The sequence below is a fragment of the Agrococcus terreus genome, from assembly GCF_014645235.1.
Lineage (GTDB): Bacteria > Actinomycetota > Actinomycetes > Actinomycetales > Microbacteriaceae > Agrococcus > Agrococcus terreus.
On record NZ_BMLM01000001.1, the window covers coordinates 407,439 to 428,183 of the forward strand.

Here is a 20,745-nt window from a genome sequence, read left to right on the forward strand (position 1 = left end):
CGGCGGGGGACGCGGCCCCAGGGCTGGTGCACGGCTCGCGCTCGGCGCCCCCCGGCCGGATCGGCGGCGATCGTGCAGGATCCGCGCCTATCGTCCATCCATGAGCTCCACCCCCACCCCGCCGGCGTTCGACGACCACGAGAAGGGGACCGCCTGGACGGCGGTCGTCGGCCTCGTGCTCCTCTGGGGCGCCTTCATCGCCGTGGCCTACTTCTCGACGCTCCTCAGCCTCTGGTTCCTCGCGACCCTCGACGCGGGCGCCGAGCTCGGCCCGGGCGACATCATGATCAGCGTCGCCTCGGGCGTCGTGCCGCTCGCGCTCGGCCTCATCGTGCTCGTGTGCGCGAGCCTCCGCCAGCGCTGGGCGCGCTGGGTCGCGGTCGTGGCCGGCATCGGCCTGGGCGCGCTCGGCCTGTTCCTCCTGTGGTCCTGGTCGTCGGAGGCGCTGCAGACGGTGCTCATGGGCGGCGCCGCGCTCGTCGGCGGCATCCTGCTCGCGCTCCCCACCCGCGGCCGCTGGCACCGGCCGCGCCGCGGGCAGCCGGCGCCGCAGCCGCTGCCCGTCTGATCGTCCGGCGCGCCCCGGCGGGCGGGCCGGCCATCCTCAGGTCGTCCCCCGCCTGCCCTGCGAGGATCGCCGCATGACCGAGCAGCACGAGTACCGGGTGTGGGCGCCGCTGGCGTCGAGGATGCGCGTCGTCGCCGGCGACGAGACCGTCGAGATGGAGTCGGCCGGCGGCGGCTGGTGGCACGCGCACGCGCCGCTCGCCGACTACGGCTTCCAGATCGACGACGACGACGCGATCCGGCCGGATCCCGCCTCCCGCCACCAGCCGAACGGCGTGCATGAGCGCAGCCGCGTGTTCGACCCGCTCGCGCACGACTGGCAGGACGGCGCGTGGACTGGCCGCCCGATCGCCGGCGGCGTGCTCTACGAGCTGCACGTCGGCACCTTCACGCCCGAGGGCACGCTCGACGCGGCCGCCGAGCGCTTCGAGCACCTCCGCTCGATCGGCGTCACGCACGTCGAGCTGCTGCCCGTCAACGGCTTCAACGGCACGCACAACTGGGGCTACGACGGCGTCGCCTGGTACGCGGTGCACGAGGGCTACGGCGGCCCCGCCGCCTACCAGCGCTTCGTCGACGCCGCCCACGCCGCCGGCCTCGCGGTCGTGCAGGACGTCGTGCACAACCACCTCGGTCCCTCCGGCAACTACCTGCCGCTGTTCGGCCCGTACCTCTCGAGCGAGGGGCGCTCCACCTGGGGCGAGCACGTGAACCTCGCCGAGCCGGAGGTGCGCCGCTTCATCCTCGACGACGTGCAGATGTGGTTCCGCGACATGCACGTCGACGCGCTGCGGCTCGACGCGGTCCACGCGCTCGTCGACGAGTCGGAGGTCCACATCCTCGAGGAGATGGCGATCGAGACCGCGGCGCTCGCGGCCCACCTCGGCCGCCCGCTCGAGCTCATCGCCGAGAGCGACCTGAACGACGCGAAGCTCATCACGCCGCGCGAGTCGGGCGGCTACGGGCTCGACGCCCAGTGGTCGGACGACTTCCACCACGGCGTGCACGTCGCGCTCACGCGCGAGACCGAGGGCTACTACGCCGACTTCGAGCCGCTCGCGGCGCTCGCGAAGACGCTCGAGCGGGGCTTCTTCCACGACGGCACCTACTCGTCGTTCCGCGGCAAGGACCACGGCCGGCCGATCGACCTCGAGCACGCGCTCACGTGGCGGCTCGTGGTGAGCGCCCAGAACCACGACCAGATCGGCAACCGCGCCCGCGGCGACCGCATCACCGAGGCGCTCGACGAGTCGCAGCTGCTGTGCGCGGCGCTGCTCCTCTACGCGGGCCCGTTCACGCCGATGCTGTTCCAGGGCGAGGAGTGGGGCGCGTCGACGCCGTTCCAGTTCTTCACCTCGCACCCCGAGGAGGAACTGGGCCGCCTCACCGCCGAGGGACGGCTCGAGGAGTTCCGCGAGATGGGGTGGGACGCCTCGGTCGTGCCCGACCCGCAGGACCCCGAGACATTCCGGCGGTCGAAGCTCGACTGGGCGGAGGCCGGCGACGGCGAGCACGCGCGCATCCTCGACGGCTACCGGCGCCTCGCGACCCTGCGGCGCGAGCTGCCCGCGCTCACCGATCCGGCCTACACGGCCAACGAGGTGAGCGCCGACGAGGACACCCGCGTGCTGCGGCTCGTGCGCCGCGCGGGCCGCGACGACGCGGTGGAGGTCGTGCTCAACCTCGGCGACGCGGCGCAGCAGGTGCCGGTCACGAAGGAGCGGCTGCGCTTCACGACGCATCCCGACGTCGCCGTCGCCGACGGCGCCGTCTCCCTCCCGCCCGGCAGCGGCGCCCTCCTCGACTGACCCCCGCCCGCCGCCCCTGGTCTCAACCGGGCCAGTGGTCGGCCGAGGGGATAGTGCCCTCGGCCGACCACTGAACCGGTTGAGATCGCAGGCGGCGGCGCGGGTAGCGTTGCCGCGTGGACACCGTCGGCGACCTCCCCTTCCCCGTCCGGGGCTTCCTGCAGACGCGCCGCGGCGCGATCGTCGAGGTCGCGCTCTCGCAGGAGCCGATCGGCCCGACCCGCGCCTACCTGCGCGTGCCCGAGGGCGCGGGCGAGCTGCGCGCGGGCCTCTGGAGCACCGAGGTCGCGGCGCTCCTCGACGACGAGGTCGAGGCGGGCTGGATCGTCACGACCGTGCTCGTGCCCGAGGAGCCGGATGCGGCCGTCCGCCGCGATGCGGTCATCGACCCCGGATACGACTGGGAGGAGACCGACCTCGTGCTCGCCGAGGTGCGCGAGGACCTCGAGCCCGACGGCCCGGCGCCGGACGCGGAGGGCGAGATCGATCCGTTCGGCCTCTGGGCGCTCGACGACGAGGGCCGCGCCTTCGTCGTCGCCGGCGGCCTCGACGACGAGAGCGGCCTGCTCTGGCTGCACCCCGCATCCGACTACGGCCGCGCCCTGCACCCTGGCGTCTACGACGCCGAGCCGACGGGGGATGCGGATGCCGCGGCCGCGCTCGAGGCGACGGGCGTGCAGGAGCTGCAGGTCTACCTCTACGACGGCCATCCCGACGAGCCCTGCGGGGTCTGGCGGATCGGCAGCCGGGCCGCGCTCGAGGCCGAGGCGGCGAAGGCCGGATCGGGAGCGCTGCCGCCGTTCGACCCCACCGACTGGCTGCGCTGGCTCGTGCCGGCAGGCGGCGACCCGGTGCCGGTCGTGGCGCACGGCGCCGCCGATGGCCGCTCGCTGACCTTCGACGTGCTCGGCGCGCACCCGCCAGCCTGGGCGGCGGGCCGCTCGGTGACGGCGCCCGGGCCGCGGCCCGGCCAGTCGCACGCCGAGCGGCGCGAGGTGCCGCTGTCGGCGAAGCCGATCGGCGAGCTGCGCTCGGGCAACCCGCGCATCCGCAAGCGCCCGCCGGCGCCCGTGGGCCGGTTCGTGCTCGAGGCCGAGGGCTGGATGCCCGAGGGCTGGGCGCGGCTGGGCTGACCGCGGAGCACACGCGAGCCAGAGGTGCCCGCGCGGATGACGGGTGCTGGTGCACCGGCACCGCTCGTCCGCGCGAGCACCGCTCGGCGGCCGCGGCGAGGGCGTCAGCCGACGGGCACGGCCTCCGCGTCCTCGAGGTCGCATGCGAAGCGGCGGCGGTAGGCGGAGGGCGTCGTGCCGAGCTGCCGCTGGAAGTGGTGCCGCAGCAGCGCCGCCGTGCCGAAGCCCGACTGCTGGGCGACGACGTCGAGCGAGAGGTCGGTCGCCTCGAGCAGCTGTCGCGCGCGCTGCACGCGCTGGCCGGTGAGCCACGCGAGCGGCGTCGTGCCGAGCTCCTCGCGGAAGCGGCGAGCGAAGGTGCGCTCCGAGAGCATCGCGCGGCGCGCGAGCGAGGCGATGGTGTGGTCCTCGTCGAGCCGCTCGGCCGCCCAGTGCAGCACGGGCGCGAGCGTCTCGGCCCGCTGCTCGGCGACGGGGCCGACGGCGTACTGCGACTGCCCGCCGTCGCGGCGCGGCGGCACGACCATGCCGCGCGCGATCACCGCGGCGGCGCGGGCGCCGAAGAGCACCGAGACGAGGTGCAGGGATGCGTCGATCGCCGCGGCGGTGCCGGCGCTCGTGACGACGCGGCCGTCCTCGACGAAGATCGCGTCGGCGTCCACCTCGATGGTCGGGAAGTCGCGCGCGAGCCGGTCGGTGTGGCGCCAGTGGGTGGTGGCGCGGCGGCCGTCGAGGAGGCCCGCCTTCGCCGCCACGAACGCGCCGGTGCAGAGGGTGAGGATCCAGGCCCCGCGGGCGTGCGCGCGGCGGAGGGCGTCGATCGCCCCGACGTGGCAGTCGCGGCCGGCGCAGTCGGTGTAGGCGGGCACGACCACGATGTCGGCCTCGTCGACGAACGAGAGGTCGTGCTGCACGAGCAGGTCGGCGCCGCCGGGGTAGTCGAGCGCGATGCGGCCAGGCACGGGCGCGACGATCCGGTAGTCGAAGCGCGGCACGCCCCGGTCGGAGCGGTCGTCGCCGAAGACCTCCGCGGCGACGCCGAGCTCGAAGGGGTTCACCCCGTCGTCGACGATGACGGCGACCTTGTGCATGGCTCCTCCTCGTGCCGGCGCGGGATCCGGCGGCCGTTCGAGCCGCTTGGCGGGATCTTGCCGAGCGTTGTCCATCCTGCCACTCGTGGCAGGATCTCCACAAGAGGAGAGTTCCTGCCATGGACACGATCTGGCTCCTCATCATCGCCCCGCTGGTGATCCTCGCGATCATCGCCACCGTCGGCGCCCTCGTGGGCGAGCGCGCGCCGAGCGTCCCGGTCGACCCGTGGCGCCTCCGAGGTCTCCGCGACCGGCACGAGGTCGCCGAGCTCGACCGCCTCGAGCGGGAGCGCGCCCGCGCGATCCTCGAGGCGCAGCTCGAGCACGAGCTCGACGCCCCCGGCGACGGCCCCGCGCCGGCCTCCCTCCAGCCGCGCGGCCACCGCGCGGCGCCCCGCACCCGCACCGCCTGAGCGCAGCAGCGCTCGAGCCCGATCCGGCGACCGCGCCCCGGCCCACGTGGCCGGGGCGCGGTCGCGCGCGGAGGAGGCCCGCGCGACCGGTAGCGTGCGATGCATGCGCCTCGCCGACGCCCGACTGCTGGACGGATCCCTCGTCGACATCGACCTCGCGGGCGAGGCGATCGCCCGCGTGAGCCCCGCGGGCAGCACGCCGAGCGCGGGGGAGCGCGTCGCCCTCGACGGCGCCCCGGTCGTGCCCGGCCTGTGGGATGCGCACACCCACATGGCGCAGTGGGCGCTGTTCCGCGCCCGCCCGTCGGTGCTCGAGGCGCCGACCGCGGCCGCCGCGGCGCTCCTCGCGCGCGAGGCCGCCGCCGCCCACCCCGGCCCCGGTCCGCTCGTGCTCGTGGGCATGCGCGACGGCCTGTGGCCCGACGCGCCGACCGCGGCGCTGCTCGACGCCGCCACCGGCGACGTGCCCACCCTCGTCGTCTCGAGCGACGTCCACTCGTCGTGGCCGAACACCGCCATGGCGCGGCTGCTCGGCCGCGAGCCCGCCGATGCGCTCTTCCGCGAGGAGGAGGCCTTCGACGTGCTCACCCTCGTCGACCGGATGCTCGAGAGGGCAGCCGTCGACCGGCTCGTCGTCGATGCGCTCGCCGCGGCCGCGTCGCGCGGGGTCGTCGGCGTCGTCGACCTCGACTTCGACGACGCGGTCGGCGCATGGCTGCGTGGCACGCGCCGCACGCCGGCCCGCGTGCGCGCCGGCGTCTACCCCGCGGGTCTCGAGCTGCTCGCCGAGCGGGGCCTCCGGGGCGGGGATGCGCTCGCCGGCCGTGCGCAGGTCGGCCCGTTCAAGGTCATCACCGACGGCTCGCTCGGCACCCGCACGGCCTGGACCGCCGAGCCGTACGGCCACGACCACGCCTCGCACGGCGTCGTCAACGTCGGCGGCGAGGAGCTCGACCGGCTGCTCGTCCGCGCGGGCGAGCTCGGCCTCGACGCCGCGATCCACGCGATCGGCGACGCCGCGGTCACGGCGGCGATCGATGCGCTCGAGCGCACCGGCCGCGGCGGCCGCATCGAGCACGCGCAGCTCGTCGTCGCCGCCGACGTGCCGCGCATGGCCCGCGCGGGCATCGTCGCCTCGGTGCAGCCCGAGCACGCGCTCGACGACCGCGAGCTCACGGGTGCGCTGTGGGCCGACCGCTCGCACGACGCCTACCGCCTGCGCTCCCTCCTCGACGCGGGCGTCGCGCTGTCGCTCGGCTCCGACGCGCCCGTCACGCCGCTCGACCCGTGGCTCGCGATCTCGACCGCCGTCACGCGCACGCGCGGCGACGAGCGCCCGTGGCAGCCGGAGGAGGCGATCGGCCTCCAGGAGGCGGTGGCGGCGAGCGCCCCGACCACCATCCGCGCCGGCCAGCCCGCCGACCTCGCCGTGCTCGACGCAGCGCCGCCGACCGCCGACGAGGTCGCCGACGGGCCCAACGCGGCGGCGGCCCGCCTGCGCGCCATGCCCGTGCGCGCCACGCTCATCGCGGGCGAGGCGGTCTTCGGCACGCTCGGCTGACGCAGCGGGCGGCCCGCCGCCCGCGCGTCCCAGTCGCATCCGACAGCCGATCCGGCGCCGCGTTGTGGATGCGCCACAACCGCGACCGGAGCGTCGCGAGCCCCGGTCGTGCGCCCGCGCAACGTCCGCGCGGCCCGTCGTGGACGGTCGTACCGTCAGGGTGGACGACCGCCGGCGCGCCCGGCGACGAGAGCATCGAGGGGGATCCGTGACCGACCGCACCGAAGCCAAGCCCACGCGCAAGGCCCGCGCGGCCCGCCGCGCGACGCGCGGCGCATCGACGCGAGGTGCCGTGCCGCGCCAGCACGGCAAGGTCGACGTCGACTGGCTCGGCCGCGACCTGCTCGGCACCTGGGCCGAGCGCCGCCTCGCCGCCCGCGCCAAGGTCGCCGACCCGCGCTACCAGCGTCAGGACGACCTCACCGTGGCCGAGCACCGCGAGCGCGTCCTCGGCCAGCTGCGGATGCTCGTCGACGACGGCGCCGTGCTCGCCGCCTTCCCGACCCGGCTCGGCGGCGGCGACGACCACGGCGGCAACATCGCGGGCTTCGAGGAGCTCGTGCTCGCCGACCCGAGCCTGCAGATCAAGTCGGGCGTGCAGTACGGCCTCTTCGGCGCGGCGGTGCTGCACCTGGGCACCCAGCACCACCACGACACGTTCCTGCCGCCGATCATGCGCTTCGAGATCCCGGGCGCGTTCGCGATGACCGAGACGGGCCACGGCTCCGACGTCGCCTCGATCGGCACGACGGCCACGTACGACGCCGAGACCGAGGAGTTCGTCATCCACACGCCGTTCCGCGGCGCCTGGAAGGACTACCTCGGCAACGCCGCCCTCCACGGCCGCGACGCCGTCGTGTTCGCGAAGCTCGTCACGCGGGGCATCGACCACGGCGTGCACGCCTTCTACGTCCCCATCCGCGACGAGCAGGGGCAGCACCTGCCGGGCGTCGGCTCCGAGGACGACGGCGTCAAGGGCGGCCTCAACGGCATCGACAACGGCCGCCTCCACTTCGACCACGTGCGCATCCCGCGCACGAACCTCCTGAACCGCTACGGCGACGTCGCCCCCGACGGCACCTACTCGAGCCCCATCGAGAGCCCCGGCCGACGCTTCTTCACCATGCTCGGCACGCTCGTGCAGGGCCGCGTCTCGCTCGACGGCGCCGCCGCCCGCGCGCAGCAGGCGGCGCTCGCGATCGCCATCCGCTACGGCACCGAGCGGCGCCAGTTCACCGCCTCGAGCGACGTGCAGGAGGAGGTGCTGCTCGACTACCGCCGGCACCAGCGGCGCCTGTTCACCCGCCTCGCGAAGGCGTACGCCCAGACCTACGCGCACGAGATCCTGCTCACGAAGTTCGACGGCGTCTTCTCCGGCGCGACCGACACCCCCGAGGAGCGCGAGGACCTCGAGACGCTCGCGGCGGGCCTGAAGTCGCTCTCGACCTGGCAGGCGCTCGACACGATCCAGGAGGCGCGCGAGGCCTGCGGCGGCGCGGGCTTCCTCGCCGAGAACCGGCTGGTGCAGCTGCGCGCCGACCTCGACGTCTACGTCACCTTCGAGGGCGACAACACCGTGCTCCTCCAGCTCGTCGGCAAGCGCCTGCTCGGCGACTTCGCGAAGTCGTTCAAGGGCGCCTCGAAGGCCGACGTCGCGCGCTTCGCCGCCGACCAGTTCTTCGACCGCGCGCAGACCCTGACGGGCCTCCGCGGCCTCTCGCAGGACGTGCGCGACCTCGGCCGGGTGCAGAACGCGTCGATCGCGCTGCGCGACCGCGAGGTGCAGCGCGAGCTGCTCGAGGACCGCGTCTCGACGATGGTCGCCGAGATCGCTGGCCGCCTCCGCCACGCGCCGAAGGCGCAGGCGAAGGCCGCCGCGGCGTTCAACGACGAGCAGCACGAGCTCATCGAGGCCGCGCGCGCCTGGGCGGAGCTGCAGCAGTACGACGCGCTCGACGCGGCCGTGCAGCGGATGCCGGAGCCGACGAAGAAGGTCATGACGCACGTGCGCGACCTCTTCGCGCTCACGATCATCGAGGAGCACGCCGCCTGGCACCTCGAGCACGGCCGCCTCTCGGGCGCCCGCTCGCGCGCCGTGACCTCCACGATCGAGCGGCTGCTGCAGAAGCTGCGCCCGCACGCGCTCGACCTCGTCGCCGCCTTCGGCCTCGAGGACGAGCACCTGCGCTCGAGGATCGCCTCGGGCGCCGAGGGCCGCCGCCAGGCGGAGGCGATGGCGCACTACGAGGCGCTGCGCGCCTCCGGCGAGATGCCCGTGCCCGAGAAGCAGGCGGGCGCCCGCCGCGGCACCCCCGCGCCGGCCGTGCCGGAGTCGAAGGCCGCACCGCTCCCGCCCGAGGCGATCGCGCACGTCGAGCACGAGGGTGCCCCGGAGGAGCCGGCCGACGGTGCCGCCTCGGCCCCCGCCGCGACCGATGAGGACGCCCTGGCCGAGTCGCGCTGACGCTGGAGACGAGGGAGCCGCCGGTCCGCCGGCGGCTCCCTCCGTCGTCCTGCCGGCGCGCCGCATCCATCGCCCATCCACAGGCCCGCATGCCCCGAACCGCATTGCGTACGCCATACGCTAAGAGAGTCCGGGGTCGGTGCTGACCGATCGACCTGACGGTCCAGCCGTCCCCGAGGCCGAGAGGTTCGACATGACCACCACGATGACCGCAGGACCCCTGCGCTCCACCATCCGCCGCTCCGAGGAGGAGCGCCGCGCCGACTTCCGCGTCGTCGCGAAGGCCGTCCGCGACGCCGGCCTGCTCGAGCGGACGGTCGGCTTCTACGCCTGGCTGCTCGCGGGCCTCGGCGTCGCCCTCGTGGCGCTGCTCGTCGGCTCCGCGCTACTCGGCGAGAGCTGGTGGCAGCTCGCGATCGCCGCAGGCCTCGGCGTCGTGCTCACGCAGGTCTCGTTCGTCGCGCACGAGGCCTCCCACCGGCAGGTGCTGCGCTCCGGCCCCGCGAACGACCGGCTCGGCCGCATCCTCGCCGCGGGCGTCGTCGGCATCAGCCACCAGTGGTGGATGTCGAAGCACTCGCGCCACCACGCGAACCCCAACCAGATCGGTCGCGATCCCGACATCGAGATCGACACCATCCACTTCCTGCCCTCGGACGCCAAGCGGTCGAAGGGCGCGCTGCGCTGGATCGTGCGCCGCCAGGGCTGGCTCTTCTTCCCGCTGCTCACGCTCGAGGGCCTCAACCTGCACGTGCTGTCGATCCGGACGCTGCTCGAGCGTCGGCCCGTCGAGGGCCGCTGGATCGAGCTGGGCATGATCGCCGCGCGCTTCGCGGCGCTCGGCACCTTCCTGCTGCTCGTGATGCCGTGGTGGATGGCGCTCGCCTTCCTCGGCGTGCAGCTCGCGGTGTTCGGCGTCGGGATGGGCGCCTCCTTCGCGCCCAACCACAAGGGCATGCCGACCGTCTCGCGCGACGCGCGGCTGGACTTCTTCACGAAGCAGGTGCGCACGTCCCGCAACATCCGCGGCTGGGGCATGAGCGCGCTCATGGGCGGCCTCAACTACCAGGTCGAGCACCACCTCTTCCCCAACATGGCGCGCCCGCACCTCAAGGCGGCGAGCGCGATCGTGCAGGCGCACTGCCGCACCCACGGCATCCCCTACACCGAGACGGGCCTCGTGGGCGCGTACGCTTCCGTCGTGCGCCACCTCAACCGCGTCGGCCTCGCCGCGCGCGACCCGTTCGACTGCCCCATGCTGGCCGCGCGCCGGTGAGCGGGCGGCGAGCGAGCGGCAGTCCGACCGGCGGCCGCGGATGAGCGGGCGCCAGCCGATCCGCCACGCGATCGCGCAGCTGCACTGGCGGCTGAGCCCGTGGCGGCTCGTGCGCGAGCAGCCGGCGTCCGAAGGACCGCGGCTGCTCATCGGGGCGCCACACACGTCGAACCGCGACTTCGTGCTCATGCTCGCGATCGCCTGGGACGCGCGCCTGCCGGTGCGCTGGCTGGGCAAGCGCCAGCTCTTCCGCGCCCCGTTCGGCGGCATCATGCGCGCGCTCGGCGGCATCCCCGTCGACCGCGACGACCCCGCGGGGCTCGTCGAACGCGTCGTCGCCCAGGCCCGCCGCGACCCGCGCGCCGCGATCGTCGTCACCCCCGACGGTACTCGCCGCTCCAAGGGCTGGCGCTCCGGCTTCTACCGGATCGCGCTCGACGCCGACCTGCCGGTGACGCTCGGCTTCGTCGACGCGACGACGCACACGGCGGGGCTCGGCCCCACCATCCGGCTCACGGGCGACGTGCCGGCCGACATGGATCGCATCCGCGCCTTCTACGCCGACAAGGCGGGCATCCTGCCCGAGCACCGCACCGAGCCCCGGCTCGCCGACGAGGCGGGCCTCGCGGCGCGGCTCGCCGAGGAGCGCTCGCGCGGCTGAGCGCCGCCCGCTCGTGCGACGACCCTCGCGCGATCCTGGGCCCGCGCCTCCTGGCGCCCCCGGGCCCGCGGTGCGACCATGAGGCATGGACGACAGCCCGGTGCACGACATCAGCGAGGACGAGTGCCTCAAGCTGCTCGCCGCGTTCGACATGGGCCGGATCGCGTTCCGGCTCGGCGACGAGCTCGAGATGCTGCCGGTGCACTACCACGCGAGCGGCCGCGCGATCACGGTGGCCACCGCTCCCGGCACGCGCCTGGCGGCCGGCCTCCTGGCGAGCGACCTGCTGCTCGAGATCGACCACATCGGGGTGAAGGAGGCCTGGAGCGTGGTCGCGCGCGGGCGGGCGCGGCTCGTCCAGGAGCCGGAGGAGCTCGCCGAGGCGGAGGCGCTGCCCATCCACCCGCTCATCCACGCCGAGCGGCGGCAGTTCCTGCGCATCCCCATCGACCGCGTCACCGGCCGCCGCTTCCACCGCCTGCCGGAGCAGCCGGCCTCGGTCGTCTCGTCCGCCGCCGCAGACGAGGGCTGAGCCCTCACGCCGGTGCGTCGGCGCCTCAGCCTCCCTGCGCCGACATGCCGCCGCCCGCGGGGACGCGGGTGATGCGGCGTCCGTCGATGCGGGAGGCCGCCCAGAGCAGGAAGGCGACGAGCGCGGGGTCGAGCGGCCGGTCGGCGTCGAGGCCGGGCCGGTAGCGCCACGGGCCGTGCGGCGCGATGCGCCCGATGCGCTCGCCCTCGTGCTCGAGGTCGAAGCACAGCGCGCCGAACAGGCTCGTGGTGCGCACGAGGTCGAGCTCGCCGAGCGCGGTCGCGAGCGAGCGACGGGCGGGCCACAGCCGCCGGTCGTCGAGGCGCAGCGCTCCGCCGTCCTCGCCGGCGGCCACGAGCGCGTCCCGCTCGGTGCGCAGGGTCCAGCGCACGCCGTCGACCTCGAAGGCCGCCTCGCGGCCCCAGAAGCCCCGCTCGGTGAGCGCGACAGCCTCGCCGTCGCGGCGCAGCGCGCCGTCCTCCCACCGGAACTCCATGGCCGCACGCTAGGCGCGGGTGCTGGGAAGCCGCGGAATGCGCTCCCGCGCCCGCCCGTTGCATCCAGCGGGGCGAGAACGAGGAGCGACGCGGTGCAGGAGCAGCTGGTGCAGGAGCAGGCGGAGGCCGTCGACGGCCGTCCGCTCGATGCGCTCGCGATCGGCATCCTGGGCGCCGGCAAGCTGGGCCTCGTGCTCGCCCGCCACGCGCTGCGCGCCGGGCACCGCACGCTGCTCGCCGGCTCCGGCAGCCCCGCGCGGCTGCGCCTCATCGTGCAGCACCTCGCGCCGGGGGCCGAGGCGATGACCGCGGCCGAGGTCGCCGCGGCCGCCGACGTCGCGATCCTCGCGCTGCCCCTCGGCGAGCACGAGCGGCTGCCCGTCGACGCGCTGCGAGGCACGCTCGTCGTCGACGCCATGAACTACTGGTGGGAGACCGACGGCGTGCGCCCCGAGCTCGACGACCCCGAGCATCCGACGAGCGGCATCGTGCAGGCGATGCTGCCCCAGTCGCGGGTCGTCAAGGCGTTCAACCACATGGGCTACCACGACCTGGCCGACCACCCGCGATCCCGCGGGCACGTCGACCGCCGCGCGATCGCCGTCGCGGGCGACGATCCCGCCGATGTCGCGCTCGTGGCGCGGCTCGTCGACGAGTTCGGCTTCGATCCCGTCCTGCTCGACTCGCTCGCCGACGGCCTCCGCCTCCAGCCCGGCCATCCCGCCTTCGGCGCGAACGAGGACGCGGCGACGCTCCGCCGCCTCGTCGGCCTCGGCTGACGCCGCGCCCGCCGTCGGTGGCGGCTGGGAGGATGGTCGGCATGCGTGCCCTCGTCCTCGACGCCGTCCGCGGCGTGCCCGAAGTCCGCGACGTCCCCGAGCCCGTCGCGCCGGACGGCGGCGTCGTCGTCGCGGTGGAGGCGACGGGCCTGTGCCGCAGCGACTGGCACGCGTGGGCCGGCCACGAGGACATCGCCTGGCCGCACGTGCCCGGCCACGAGCTCGCCGGCGCGATCGCGGCGGTGGGCGCCGGGGTCGAGCGCCGGCGCATCGGCGACCGCGTGACGGTGCCGTTCGTCTGCGGCTGCGGCCGCTGCGAGCACTGCCTCGCCGGCGACGCGCAGGTGTGCCCCGACCAGGAGCAGCCCGGCTTCACCCACTGGGGGTCCTTCGCCGAGCGGGTCGCGCTGCACGCGGCCGACGCGAACCTCGTCGCCATCCCCGACGGGATCGACGCCGCGACCGCCGCGAGCCTCGGATGCCGCTTCGCGACCGCCTACCGGGCGCTCGTCGGCCGCGCGCGCGTGCAGCCGGGGGAGCGGGTGGTCGTCGTCGGCGCAGGCGGCGTGGGCCTCAGCGCGGTGATGATCGCGCGGGCGCTCGGCGCCGTGCCGATCGCCATCGACCGCAACCCCGAGGCGCTGCTGCTCGCCGCCGAGCTGGGCGCCGAGCACGCGATCCTCGCCGACGGCCGCGACGTGCCCGCCGAGGTCGCCGCGCTCACGGGCGGCGGCGCGCACGTCGCCGTCGACGCGGTCGGCAGCGAGCGGACCGCGGCGGATGCGGTGCTGAGCCTGCGCCGTCGCGGCCGGCACGTGCAGATCGGCCTGCTGCCGGCGGCCGAGGGCCATCCGCGCATCCCGATGGACCGCGTCATCGCGTGGGAGCTCGACCTGCTCGGCAGTCACGGCATGGCGGCCGCCGACTACCCGGGCATGCTCGAGCTCGTCGCGTCGGGCGCGCTGCAGCCGCAGCGGCTCGTGCGCCGCACCGTCGGCCTCGACGACGCGGGGCTGCTGCTGCCGGAGGTCGACCGCTCGACGCTCGCCGGCATCACGATGATCGACCCGCGCCGCTGAGCCTCGGTCGGTCCGGACGCGCCGGAGCGCGCCTCACGAGACCGGGATGCCCTGCCGGGCCGCGGCGACGAGGATCTCGCGCCACGTGGATCGGGTGCCGAAGGCGGCGCACGAGTGCGTCGAGCCGCGGTGCGCCACGAACGCGCCGCCCCACGGCGACCCCTCCGGGTAGTCGACGCGCAGGCAGTCGCCGTCGTGGCGCACGCGAGCGCCCGCGATGAGGGTGAGCCCGCCGTCCTCCTCGACGCGCACGAGCGCGTCGTCGCGGCCCCGCGGGGGCCAGGTGTGCAGCTGCTCGCCGTCGGCGCCCGTGATCACGTGGGGGAGCAGGTGCCCGGGCGGCTCGCCGCAGCGCCGGCCGCGCCGGTCGGTCTCCTCGCAGCGCGGTGCGGGCGGCGCCGCCGGCGGCTTCACCGCCTCATGCCGCCGCACCCGCAGGTGCCGCGCCCGCGCGCGCCCGTGCTGCGCGGGCGCCTCGTCGGCGCCGTGGCCCAGCAGCTCCCGCATCGTCAGCATCGTCGCCCCCTCGATTCCGGACGATGTTACGGATGCAGTGCGAGGGTGACGCCAGCGTCGGCTCAAGGGGGCGCGAGCGTCGCGCGAGGCATCGCCGCCGGGCTTGCGTGCGCCTGCTCGGCGCTCGAGCGGATGCCGTCCGGCGCGATCGCGGGATGAGAGGGCGCTGGCGGGCGGCGGCTCACGCCGCCGCGACGCCGTCGGTCCCGAGCGCCGTGAGCCCATGCAGGAGCCGCGACGCGGCCACGCCCGGCTCGACGTCGGTCAGGCTTGCGGCCTGGGCGAGCGTCAGGCCGGCGAGCACGAGCGCGATCGCGCGGCGCTCGTCGTCGCCGAGCGCCGCGAGCCGGTGCGGTTCGACGGCCCGTGCGGTCGACGAGGCCGATGGTGCCCGCCCGAGGCTGCTCGAGTGCGCCGCGACGTGCTCGAGCGTGACCGCGAGCAGCCATGGCAGCGCGTCGTCGCGCGTCGGGTCGAAGCTCCGCGCCCGGGTCCACGCGGTCACGTACGCATCGCGGACGATCGCCTCGGCGGCCGCGGCGTCGTCGACGAGCCGGTGGACGAGCCCCAGGATGGCGCCGCTCGTGGCGCCGCAGAGGTCGCCGAACGCCACCTGGTCCCCGTGCGCCGCCTTGACGAGGGCGAGGTCATGGGAGGGGCGCATGGCTCGACGGTCGCGGACCGCCCGATGCGGGAGCCACGTGCAGGCTGATCGATCACCCTGCATCCGCCGTGAGGATGCCCCGTGAACGACGAAGCCCCCGCTGCTGCGGGGGCTTCCGATGGTGGCTCCGACGGGCGTCGATCCCGTGACCTCACGATTTTCAGTCGTGCGCTCTACCAACTGAGCTACAGAGCCAGGCGACTCGCGCCGCCGCTTGCACAAGGCCCGCTCTCTCGAGCGGGCCAGGGCAATGGCGACCCTGACGGGACTTGAACCCGCGACCTCCGCCGTGACAGGGCGGCGCGCTAACCAAACTGCGCTACAGGGCCATTCGTCGGTAGACCCATCGTACAGAACCGAATCCGCTGTGGTGACCCCAACGGGATTCGAACCCGTGCTGCCGCCGTGAAAGGGCGGTGTCCTAGGCCGCTAAACGATGGGGCCATGTGCCGGAGCTCATGACTACCGAGGAGAGACGATACAGGGCGCAGGGGTGCGCCTGCAAATCGAGGCCGCCCTCGGCCGACGCGCGGCGGGTCGCGGCCGCGATGGCGGTGCACGGACCCCGTTCGTGCGCCGTGCCTCAGCGGTCGCTTGGTCGCGGCTGGGCGACACGCCAGGAAGCCCAGGCTCTCCTCAGAACCTTCATGCGGGACATGAACCTTGCTACCGTGGTCGGGATCGCGTCGGCCCTGCCGAGCCGCGGGTTCGAGAGGCGGGGTCACGATCCGCCGGACGGGGAAGCGATGAGCACGCAGGACGAGCGGCGACGCGCGAGCAGCGCGGGCGCCCGCCTCCGACGCATCGTCGCGACTGCGGCCGCGACCCTCGCGCTCGTGGGCGGCCTCGTCGTGCCGGGCGTGCCCCGTGCCGAGGCGGTCGACGAGTACGGCTTCCCGACCTGGGCCGAGGTCGAGGCCGCGCGCTCGAACGCCGCGGCGAAGGACCGCCAGATCGAGGAGATCCGCGGGCTCATCGGCCGGCTCGAGACCGAGCTCACCAACGCCCGTGCCCTCGCCGACCAGCGCGCCGCCGAGGCCGTCGAGGCGCAGCGCCGCTACGACGAGGCCGTCGCCGTCGCCGAGCGGCTCCAGCAGCAGGCCGACGAGGCGTCAGCGCGCGCGATCGACTCCGAGCGCGCCGCCGGCCAGCTCGCCGCGCAGCTCGCCCGCTCGGGCGGCACGGGCGACATGAGCGCCGAGCTCTTCGCCAACCCCGGCTCCGCCGACTCCTGGCTCTACCGGCTCGACGTGATGGATCGCGTCGCCGGCACCGCCGACACGCTCTACCAGCAGGCGCAGCGCGACGCGAACACCGCGCAGGCGCTGCAGGACCAGGCCTCCGTCGCCCGCGAGGCGCTCCTCGAGCTCAAGCAGGCCGCCGACGCCGCCTACGAGGCGGCTGTCGCCGCGTCGGCCGCCGCCGAGGCCGCCGTGCAGCGCGAGCAGGAGCACCGCGTCGAGCTGGAGGCGCAGCTCGCCGTGCTCGTCGAGAACCGCCGCGCGACCGAGGCCGACTACCAGGCCGGCCAGCGCCACCGCGCATGGCTGGCCGAGCAGGAGCGCCTGCGCCGCGAGCGCGAGGCGCGCGAGCGCGAGGAAGCGCGCCAGCGCGCCCTCGCCGAGCAGCGCGCCCGCGAGGCCGCAGCGGCCGCAGCGGCCGCGCAGCAGAACCAGGGCGGCGGCGGAGGCTCGAGCGGTGGCGGCGGAGGTGGCGGCGGCTCCGTGCCGGTCGCGCCTCCCGCCTCGAGCGGCTGGCAGACGCCGCACTACGGCCGCTTCACGTCGGGCTACGGCTGGCGCTGGGACCCGGTGGGCTCGCTCGGCTACAAGCTCCACGGCGGCATCGACATCGCCGCGGGCTGCGGCACCCCGATCTACGCGGCGGCGGCCGGCACGGTGACGCTCCGCTCGCGCGACATCTACGGCGCCAACATGCTCTACATCAGCCACGGCGGCGGCGTGCAGACGGAGTACTACCACATGATCCGTCCGGCGTCCGTGGCGCCGGGGCAGAGGGTCGCGGCGGGCCAGGTCGTCGGCTACGAGGGCCGCACCGGGCACGCGACCGGCTGCCACCTGCACTTCCAGATCCGGCAGGGCGGCTCGCTGGTCAACCCGGAGGCGTTCCTGAACGCGCGCGGCGTCGGCCTGCGCTGACGCCCCGCTCCGCCCGCGCATGCGAGAGGGGGCGCACCGTGCGGTGCGCCCCCTCTCGAGCTGTGTGCGGAGCCGTCAGTCCTGGCGGCCCGGCTGCGGCGCCTCGACCGAGCCGTCGCCCTGGTCGTGGCCGGCGGCCTTGAACGCGTCGAAGCCGGCCTGCACGGTGGCCTCGGCCGCGGCCTTGCCCTCCCAGCCGCCGAGCTTGGCCCACTTGCCGGGCTCGAGGTCCTTGTAGTGCAGGAAGAAGTGCTCGATCTCGTTCCGCAGCTGCTGCGGGACGTCCTCGATCTCCTGGATGTGCGCCCAGCGCGGGTCCTTCTCGAGGACGCAGATGACCTTGGTGTCGATGCCGCCGTCGTCCTCCATGTTGAGCTGGCCGACGGGGCGGACCTTGACGAACACGCCCGGCGGCACCGGGTGGTCCAGCAGGACGAGCGCGTCGACGGGGTCGCCGTCGAGGCCCAGGGTCTCGTCGAAGAAGCCGTAGTCGGTCGGGTAGACGAACGTCGTGAAGAGCACCCGGTCGAGGTAGACGCGGCCGGTCTCGTGGTCGACCTCGTACTTGTTGCGGCTCCCCTTCGGGATCTCGATGACGACGTCGTAGGCGGCCAAGATCGGCTCCTTCTCGGTGGGGTGCGGAATCGGCATAAGGTTACTTCATGCCCGAGAGCGACCGTCGTCCGCGCCTGACGCCGGCCGTCGCCGACGTGCGGCGGGCCGTGCGCGAGGCGATCGACGACGTCCCGGAGGGCGCGCTCGTGCTCGTCGCCCTCTCCGGCGGCCCCGACTCCCTCGCCCTCGCGGCGGCCGCCGCCTTCGAGGCGGAGCGCGCCGGCGTGCGCGCGGGCGCCGTCGTCGTCGACCACGGCCTCCAGCCCGGCAGCGGCGACGCCGCCGAGCGCGCGGCCGCCCAGGCGCGCGCGCTCGGGCTCGACCCCGTGCGCGTCGTGCCGGTGCAGGTCTCGCCGGAGGGCAGCCCGGAGGCGGCCGCCCGCCAGGCGCGCTACGCGGCGCTGCTGCAGGTGCGCAAGCAGGAGGGCGCCGCGGCGGTGCTGCTCGGCCACACCCTCGACGACCAGGCCGAGACGGTGCTGCTGGGCCTCGCCCGCGGCTCCGGGCCCGAGAGCCTCTGGGGCATGCACCCGCGCATCGGCTTCCTCCGCCGCCCGCTGCTGCAGGTGCGCCGCGCGACGACGCACCAGGCGTGCCGCGACCTCGGCGTCGAGCCGTGGCACGACCCCCACAACGACGACGACCGCTTCCTGCGCGTGCGCGTGCGGCACCAGGTGCTGCCGAAGCTCGACGAGGTGCTCGGCGGCGGCGTCGCGCTCGCCCTCACCCGCACCGCCGACACGCTCCGCGAGGACGCCGAGGCCCTCGCGCACTTCGCGCAGGAGCAGGTGGTCGACCTGGTCGAGCACGCCGAGGGCGGCCTCTCGCTCGACGTGGGCGGCCTCGAGTCGAACCCGCCGGCGCTGCGCCAGCGCATCATCCGCCTGGCGGTGCAGAGCGAGTTCCACACGGCGCTCTCGCGGCAGCAGACGCTCGAGGTCTCGCGGCTCGTCACGGACTGGCACGGCCAGGGCCCGATCCACCTACCGGGCATCCGCGTGACGCGCGAGGGTCGCAGGCTCGTCTTCGTCGCCGCCTGAGCGGCGTAGGCGCCGTCGCCCGGCGTTCCGGACCGCTCGCCGCGGCATCGTTGCGGAACCGTGATCCGTCCCCCAGCGGCTGTCGATGCGGCCTTCGCGGCGGTGCGCTTCGATGGTGAGGAAGCATCGTGATCGAACCGTGACCGGCAGGGCGCGACGAATCCATCGGGACCGGACATGTCGGGATGCCTGGATGCGTCCGCATCCGCCGAGAGAGGATCCCCGATGCCCGTCCGCCGACCTGTCGCCCCGCTTGCGCCGCTGCTCGCCGCCACCCTCGTGCTCGCCGGTTGCGCGGCAGCCGCGGACGAGCCTGCGCCCACCGCACCCGCGCCGTCGGAACCTCCGCAGAGCTCGCCCGCCCCGACCTCCGAGCCGACCCCGACGACGGTGCCCACCGCCTCCGACCCGGGTGACCCCACGGCCGGCTGGCAGGACGTCGAGCTGGCCGGGGGCGACGTGCGCTGGCGCATGCCCGACGCCTGGAGCCTGGAGCCCGAGCTCGATGGTCCCGAAGACCTCTCCGGCATCGTCGTCGACGGTGCCGGCACCCCGATGCTGACCTACGGCGCCGTGCGCGATGGCCAGTACGCCACCGACTTCTCGCCCTGCGAGCGCCCGGACGGCGTCGAGGTGCTCGGCAGCGAGCGGCTCGAGGGGCTGGCGTCCGAGGCGGGCAGCCTCGTGGTCGTCGCGGTGCCCACCGACCGCGGTGTCCTGCTGCACGCGGGCATCTCGGAGCTCGACCCCGAGGCCGCGTGCGAGCCGGGGATCCTCGCGATCTACCCCGAGTCGCTCCCGTACTCCTTCGTGCGGCTCGACCTCGTCGACGACGCGGGCGACATGGCGCCGCGCTTCGACTCGATGGCATCCGCGCGCGCGTACCTCGAGACCGATGAGTTCACCGCCATCCGCGAGGTGCTGCGGACCGCCGCGATCGGCGACGAGCGATGAGCGGGCGGAGGTCGAGCGCCCGAGCGATGCCCGTGGTCGCGGCCGCGCTCGCCGCCCTCCTGCTCGCCGGCTGCGCCGCGCCGTCGGCGCCCGCGGAGCCCAGCGGCGAGGCACCGGCGCCGACCGCGACGAGCGCGGCGCCGGCGCCCCAGCCGACCGAGACCGCGGATCCGCGCGCCGGTTGGCGCACGATCGAGACGCAGGACGGCCTCTTCCGCTGGCAGATCCCCGCCGACTGGACCGTGGTCGACGAGAGCTTCGAGGCGGAGGACGACCTGGGCTGGGTCAACCAGCTGACCGTCGTGAGCGAGTTGGGGCAGGACCTGGCGTTCTTCGGCAGCGCCTCCTACGGAGACCGCGGCGGCATCTGCGCGTCGCCCGACGACCCGGGCCTGGTCGACGCGGAGGGCTTCGTCCCGGCACTGGTCCACGACGACGAGCTGGTCGAGCTCGGCGAGGGTCTGCTCGGGATGGACCTCGAGCCGGTGGAGGGCGCGCGCCTGGTGGCGCACACGCGCACGTCCGACGACGAGTCGTTCGTGTTCTACGCCGGCTTCACGATGTACCCGATGCGGGAGGACGCCGTGCCGTGCCTGCAGTACTCAGATGTCGCCGTGCCCGATGGCTACCCGCAGACCTCGTTCGGCACGACGCACGCACCGGCGCTGTGGCAGGTCGAGTCGTACGAGCAGGGCGAGGCGTACACCGAGACCGAGGAGTACAGCGAGCTCATGGACATGTTCCGATCGCTCGAGCTGACGGGGGCGCACCGATGAGGGACGCCTCGACGCCGTCGTCCTCGTCCGCCGCGATGGACGCGCGATGGACGCGCTCGGCATCTTCGCGATGCTCCACCTCATGGGCATCCCGGCCCCCGTCCTCCCCGAGGACTGACGCCGGGTGAGACGCCGGGGCGTGCGCGGAGCACCGCGCGCG

At 75.1% G+C, this 20,745-nt stretch carries 20 protein-coding genes and 3 tRNA genes; 15 read left to right on the plus strand and 8 right to left on the minus strand.

Annotated features, from left to right (window positions below; translation table 11 throughout):
• Positions 1 to 100 precede the first annotated feature (100 nt).
• The 3 genes from IEW90_RS02035 (at position 101) to IEW90_RS02045 (ending at position 3,508) form a co-directional block, all read left to right on the plus strand.
• Positions 101 to 568 (plus strand): hypothetical protein, encoded by a 468-nt coding sequence (locus IEW90_RS02035; RefSeq protein ID WP_188715500.1) that lies wholly within the window; start codon positions 101 to 103, stop codon positions 566 to 568.
• 73 nt (positions 569 to 641) lie between these two features.
• A complete protein-coding gene (gene treZ / locus IEW90_RS02040; protein WP_188715502.1) occupies positions 642 to 2,375 on the plus strand; it encodes a malto-oligosyltrehalose trehalohydrolase in 1,734 nt (577 codons plus the stop codon).
• A 116-nt stretch (positions 2,376 to 2,491) separates the two neighbouring features.
• On the plus strand, positions 2,492 to 3,508 hold the full coding sequence (locus IEW90_RS02045; protein ID WP_188715504.1) for a hypothetical protein: 1,017 nt from the start codon (positions 2,492 to 2,494) through the stop codon (positions 3,506 to 3,508).
• A 104-nt stretch (positions 3,509 to 3,612) separates the two neighbouring features.
• Here IEW90_RS02045 and IEW90_RS02050 read toward each other — a convergent pair whose 3' ends face one another.
• Complete coding sequence (locus IEW90_RS02050) at positions 3,613 to 4,599, minus strand: GlxA family transcriptional regulator (protein WP_188715507.1); 987 nt, start codon at positions 4,597 to 4,599, stop codon at positions 3,613 to 3,615.
• A gap of 119 nt (positions 4,600 to 4,718) precedes the next feature.
• On the opposite strand from IEW90_RS02050, the gene IEW90_RS02055 reads away from it, so the two are divergent.
• The 6 genes from IEW90_RS02055 to IEW90_RS02080 all read left to right on the plus strand — a co-directional run bounded on the left by IEW90_RS02055 (position 4,719) and on the right by IEW90_RS02080 (position 11,506).
• Positions 4,719 to 5,012: a hypothetical protein gene (locus IEW90_RS02055; RefSeq protein ID WP_188715509.1), complete on the plus strand. Its 294-nt coding sequence runs from the start codon at positions 4,719 to 4,721 to the stop codon at positions 5,010 to 5,012.
• 103 nt (positions 5,013 to 5,115) lie between these two features.
• The gene (locus IEW90_RS02060) at positions 5,116 to 6,573 is read left to right on the plus strand and encodes an amidohydrolase (protein WP_188715511.1); all 1,458 of its coding nucleotides are present in this window, start codon (positions 5,116 to 5,118) and stop codon (positions 6,571 to 6,573) included.
• 208 nt (positions 6,574 to 6,781) lie between these two features.
• Positions 6,782 to 9,037: an acyl-CoA dehydrogenase family protein gene (locus IEW90_RS02065; RefSeq protein WP_188715514.1), complete on the plus strand. Its 2,256-nt coding sequence runs from the start codon at positions 6,782 to 6,784 to the stop codon at positions 9,035 to 9,037.
• Between the two features lie 193 nt (positions 9,038 to 9,230).
• Entirely contained in the window at positions 9,231 to 10,313 is a 1,083-nt protein-coding gene (locus IEW90_RS02070) for a fatty acid desaturase family protein (RefSeq protein WP_229679451.1), read from the plus strand.
• Positions 10,314 to 10,353: 40 nt separating this feature from the next.
• Positions 10,354 to 10,974, plus strand: a complete 621-nt coding sequence (locus IEW90_RS02075; RefSeq protein WP_188715516.1) for a 1-acyl-sn-glycerol-3-phosphate acyltransferase — start codon at positions 10,354 to 10,356, stop codon at positions 10,972 to 10,974.
• Between the two features lie 85 nt (positions 10,975 to 11,059).
• A complete protein-coding gene (locus tag IEW90_RS02080) occupies positions 11,060 to 11,506 on the plus strand; it encodes a pyridoxamine 5'-phosphate oxidase family protein (protein WP_188715520.1) in 447 nt (148 codons plus the stop codon).
• A 25-nt stretch (positions 11,507 to 11,531) separates the two neighbouring features.
• Here the strand turns inward: IEW90_RS02080 and IEW90_RS02085 are convergent, their stop codons facing one another.
• Positions 11,532 to 12,002, minus strand: coding sequence for a hypothetical protein (locus IEW90_RS02085; RefSeq protein WP_188715522.1), 471 nt, complete (start codon positions 12,000 to 12,002; stop codon positions 11,532 to 11,534).
• A 93-nt stretch (positions 12,003 to 12,095) separates the two neighbouring features.
• On the opposite strand from IEW90_RS02085, the gene IEW90_RS02090 reads away from it, so the two are divergent.
• Together IEW90_RS02090 and IEW90_RS02095 are read left to right on the plus strand one after the other, a co-directional pair.
• Complete coding sequence (locus IEW90_RS02090) at positions 12,096 to 12,782, plus strand: NADPH-dependent F420 reductase (RefSeq protein WP_229679452.1); 687 nt, start codon at positions 12,096 to 12,098, stop codon at positions 12,780 to 12,782.
• A gap of 41 nt (positions 12,783 to 12,823) precedes the next feature.
• On the plus strand, positions 12,824 to 13,861 hold the full coding sequence (locus tag IEW90_RS02095) for a zinc-binding dehydrogenase (RefSeq protein ID WP_188715525.1): 1,038 nt from the start codon (positions 12,824 to 12,826) through the stop codon (positions 13,859 to 13,861).
• A gap of 33 nt (positions 13,862 to 13,894) precedes the next feature.
• Here the strand turns inward: IEW90_RS02095 and IEW90_RS02100 are convergent, their stop codons facing one another.
• The 5 genes from IEW90_RS02100 to IEW90_RS02120 all read right to left on the minus strand — a co-directional run bounded on the left by IEW90_RS02100 (position 13,895) and on the right by IEW90_RS02120 (position 15,485).
• Positions 13,895 to 14,377: a hypothetical protein gene (locus IEW90_RS02100; RefSeq protein WP_188715528.1), complete on the minus strand. Its 483-nt coding sequence runs from the start codon at positions 14,375 to 14,377 to the stop codon at positions 13,895 to 13,897.
• Between the two features lie 181 nt (positions 14,378 to 14,558).
• Entirely contained in the window at positions 14,559 to 15,041 is a 483-nt protein-coding gene (locus IEW90_RS02105) for a sigma factor (protein WP_188715529.1), read from the minus strand.
• 119 nt (positions 15,042 to 15,160) lie between these two features.
• A tRNA-Phe gene (locus IEW90_RS02110) sits at positions 15,161 to 15,236 on the minus strand.
• Between the two features lie 56 nt (positions 15,237 to 15,292).
• A tRNA-Asp gene (locus IEW90_RS02115) sits at positions 15,293 to 15,370 on the minus strand.
• A 39-nt stretch (positions 15,371 to 15,409) separates the two neighbouring features.
• A tRNA-Glu gene (locus IEW90_RS02120) sits at positions 15,410 to 15,485 on the minus strand.
• 302 nt (positions 15,486 to 15,787) lie between these two features.
• Here IEW90_RS02120 and IEW90_RS13900 point away from each other — a divergent pair.
• Positions 15,788 to 17,200, plus strand: coding sequence for a peptidoglycan DD-metalloendopeptidase family protein (locus IEW90_RS13900; RefSeq protein WP_188715531.1), 1,413 nt, complete (start codon positions 15,788 to 15,790; stop codon positions 17,198 to 17,200).
• A 75-nt stretch (positions 17,201 to 17,275) separates the two neighbouring features.
• On the opposite strand, the gene IEW90_RS02130 is transcribed toward IEW90_RS13900, so the two are convergent.
• Positions 17,276 to 17,815 carry an inorganic diphosphatase gene (locus IEW90_RS02130; protein ID WP_308421848.1) on the minus strand — a complete coding sequence of 180 codons (540 nt, stop codon included), beginning with the start codon at positions 17,813 to 17,815 and terminating at the stop codon, positions 17,276 to 17,278.
• 47 nt (positions 17,816 to 17,862) lie between these two features.
• On the opposite strand from IEW90_RS02130, the gene tilS reads away from it, so the two are divergent.
• From tilS to IEW90_RS02145, 3 genes are all read left to right on the plus strand, one after another.
• Positions 17,863 to 18,855, plus strand: coding sequence for a tRNA lysidine(34) synthetase TilS (gene tilS / locus IEW90_RS02135; RefSeq protein ID WP_188715543.1), 993 nt, complete (start codon positions 17,863 to 17,865; stop codon positions 18,853 to 18,855).
• 390 nt (positions 18,856 to 19,245) lie between these two features.
• On the plus strand, positions 19,246 to 19,809 hold the full coding sequence (locus IEW90_RS02140; RefSeq protein WP_188715546.1) for a hypothetical protein: 564 nt from the start codon (positions 19,246 to 19,248) through the stop codon (positions 19,807 to 19,809).
• Positions 19,806 to 20,585 (plus strand): hypothetical protein, encoded by a 780-nt coding sequence (locus IEW90_RS02145; protein ID WP_188715547.1) that lies wholly within the window; start codon positions 19,806 to 19,808, stop codon positions 20,583 to 20,585. Before IEW90_RS02140 ends, IEW90_RS02145 begins: the two co-directional genes overlap by 4 nt.
• Positions 20,586 to 20,745 lie beyond the last annotated feature (160 nt).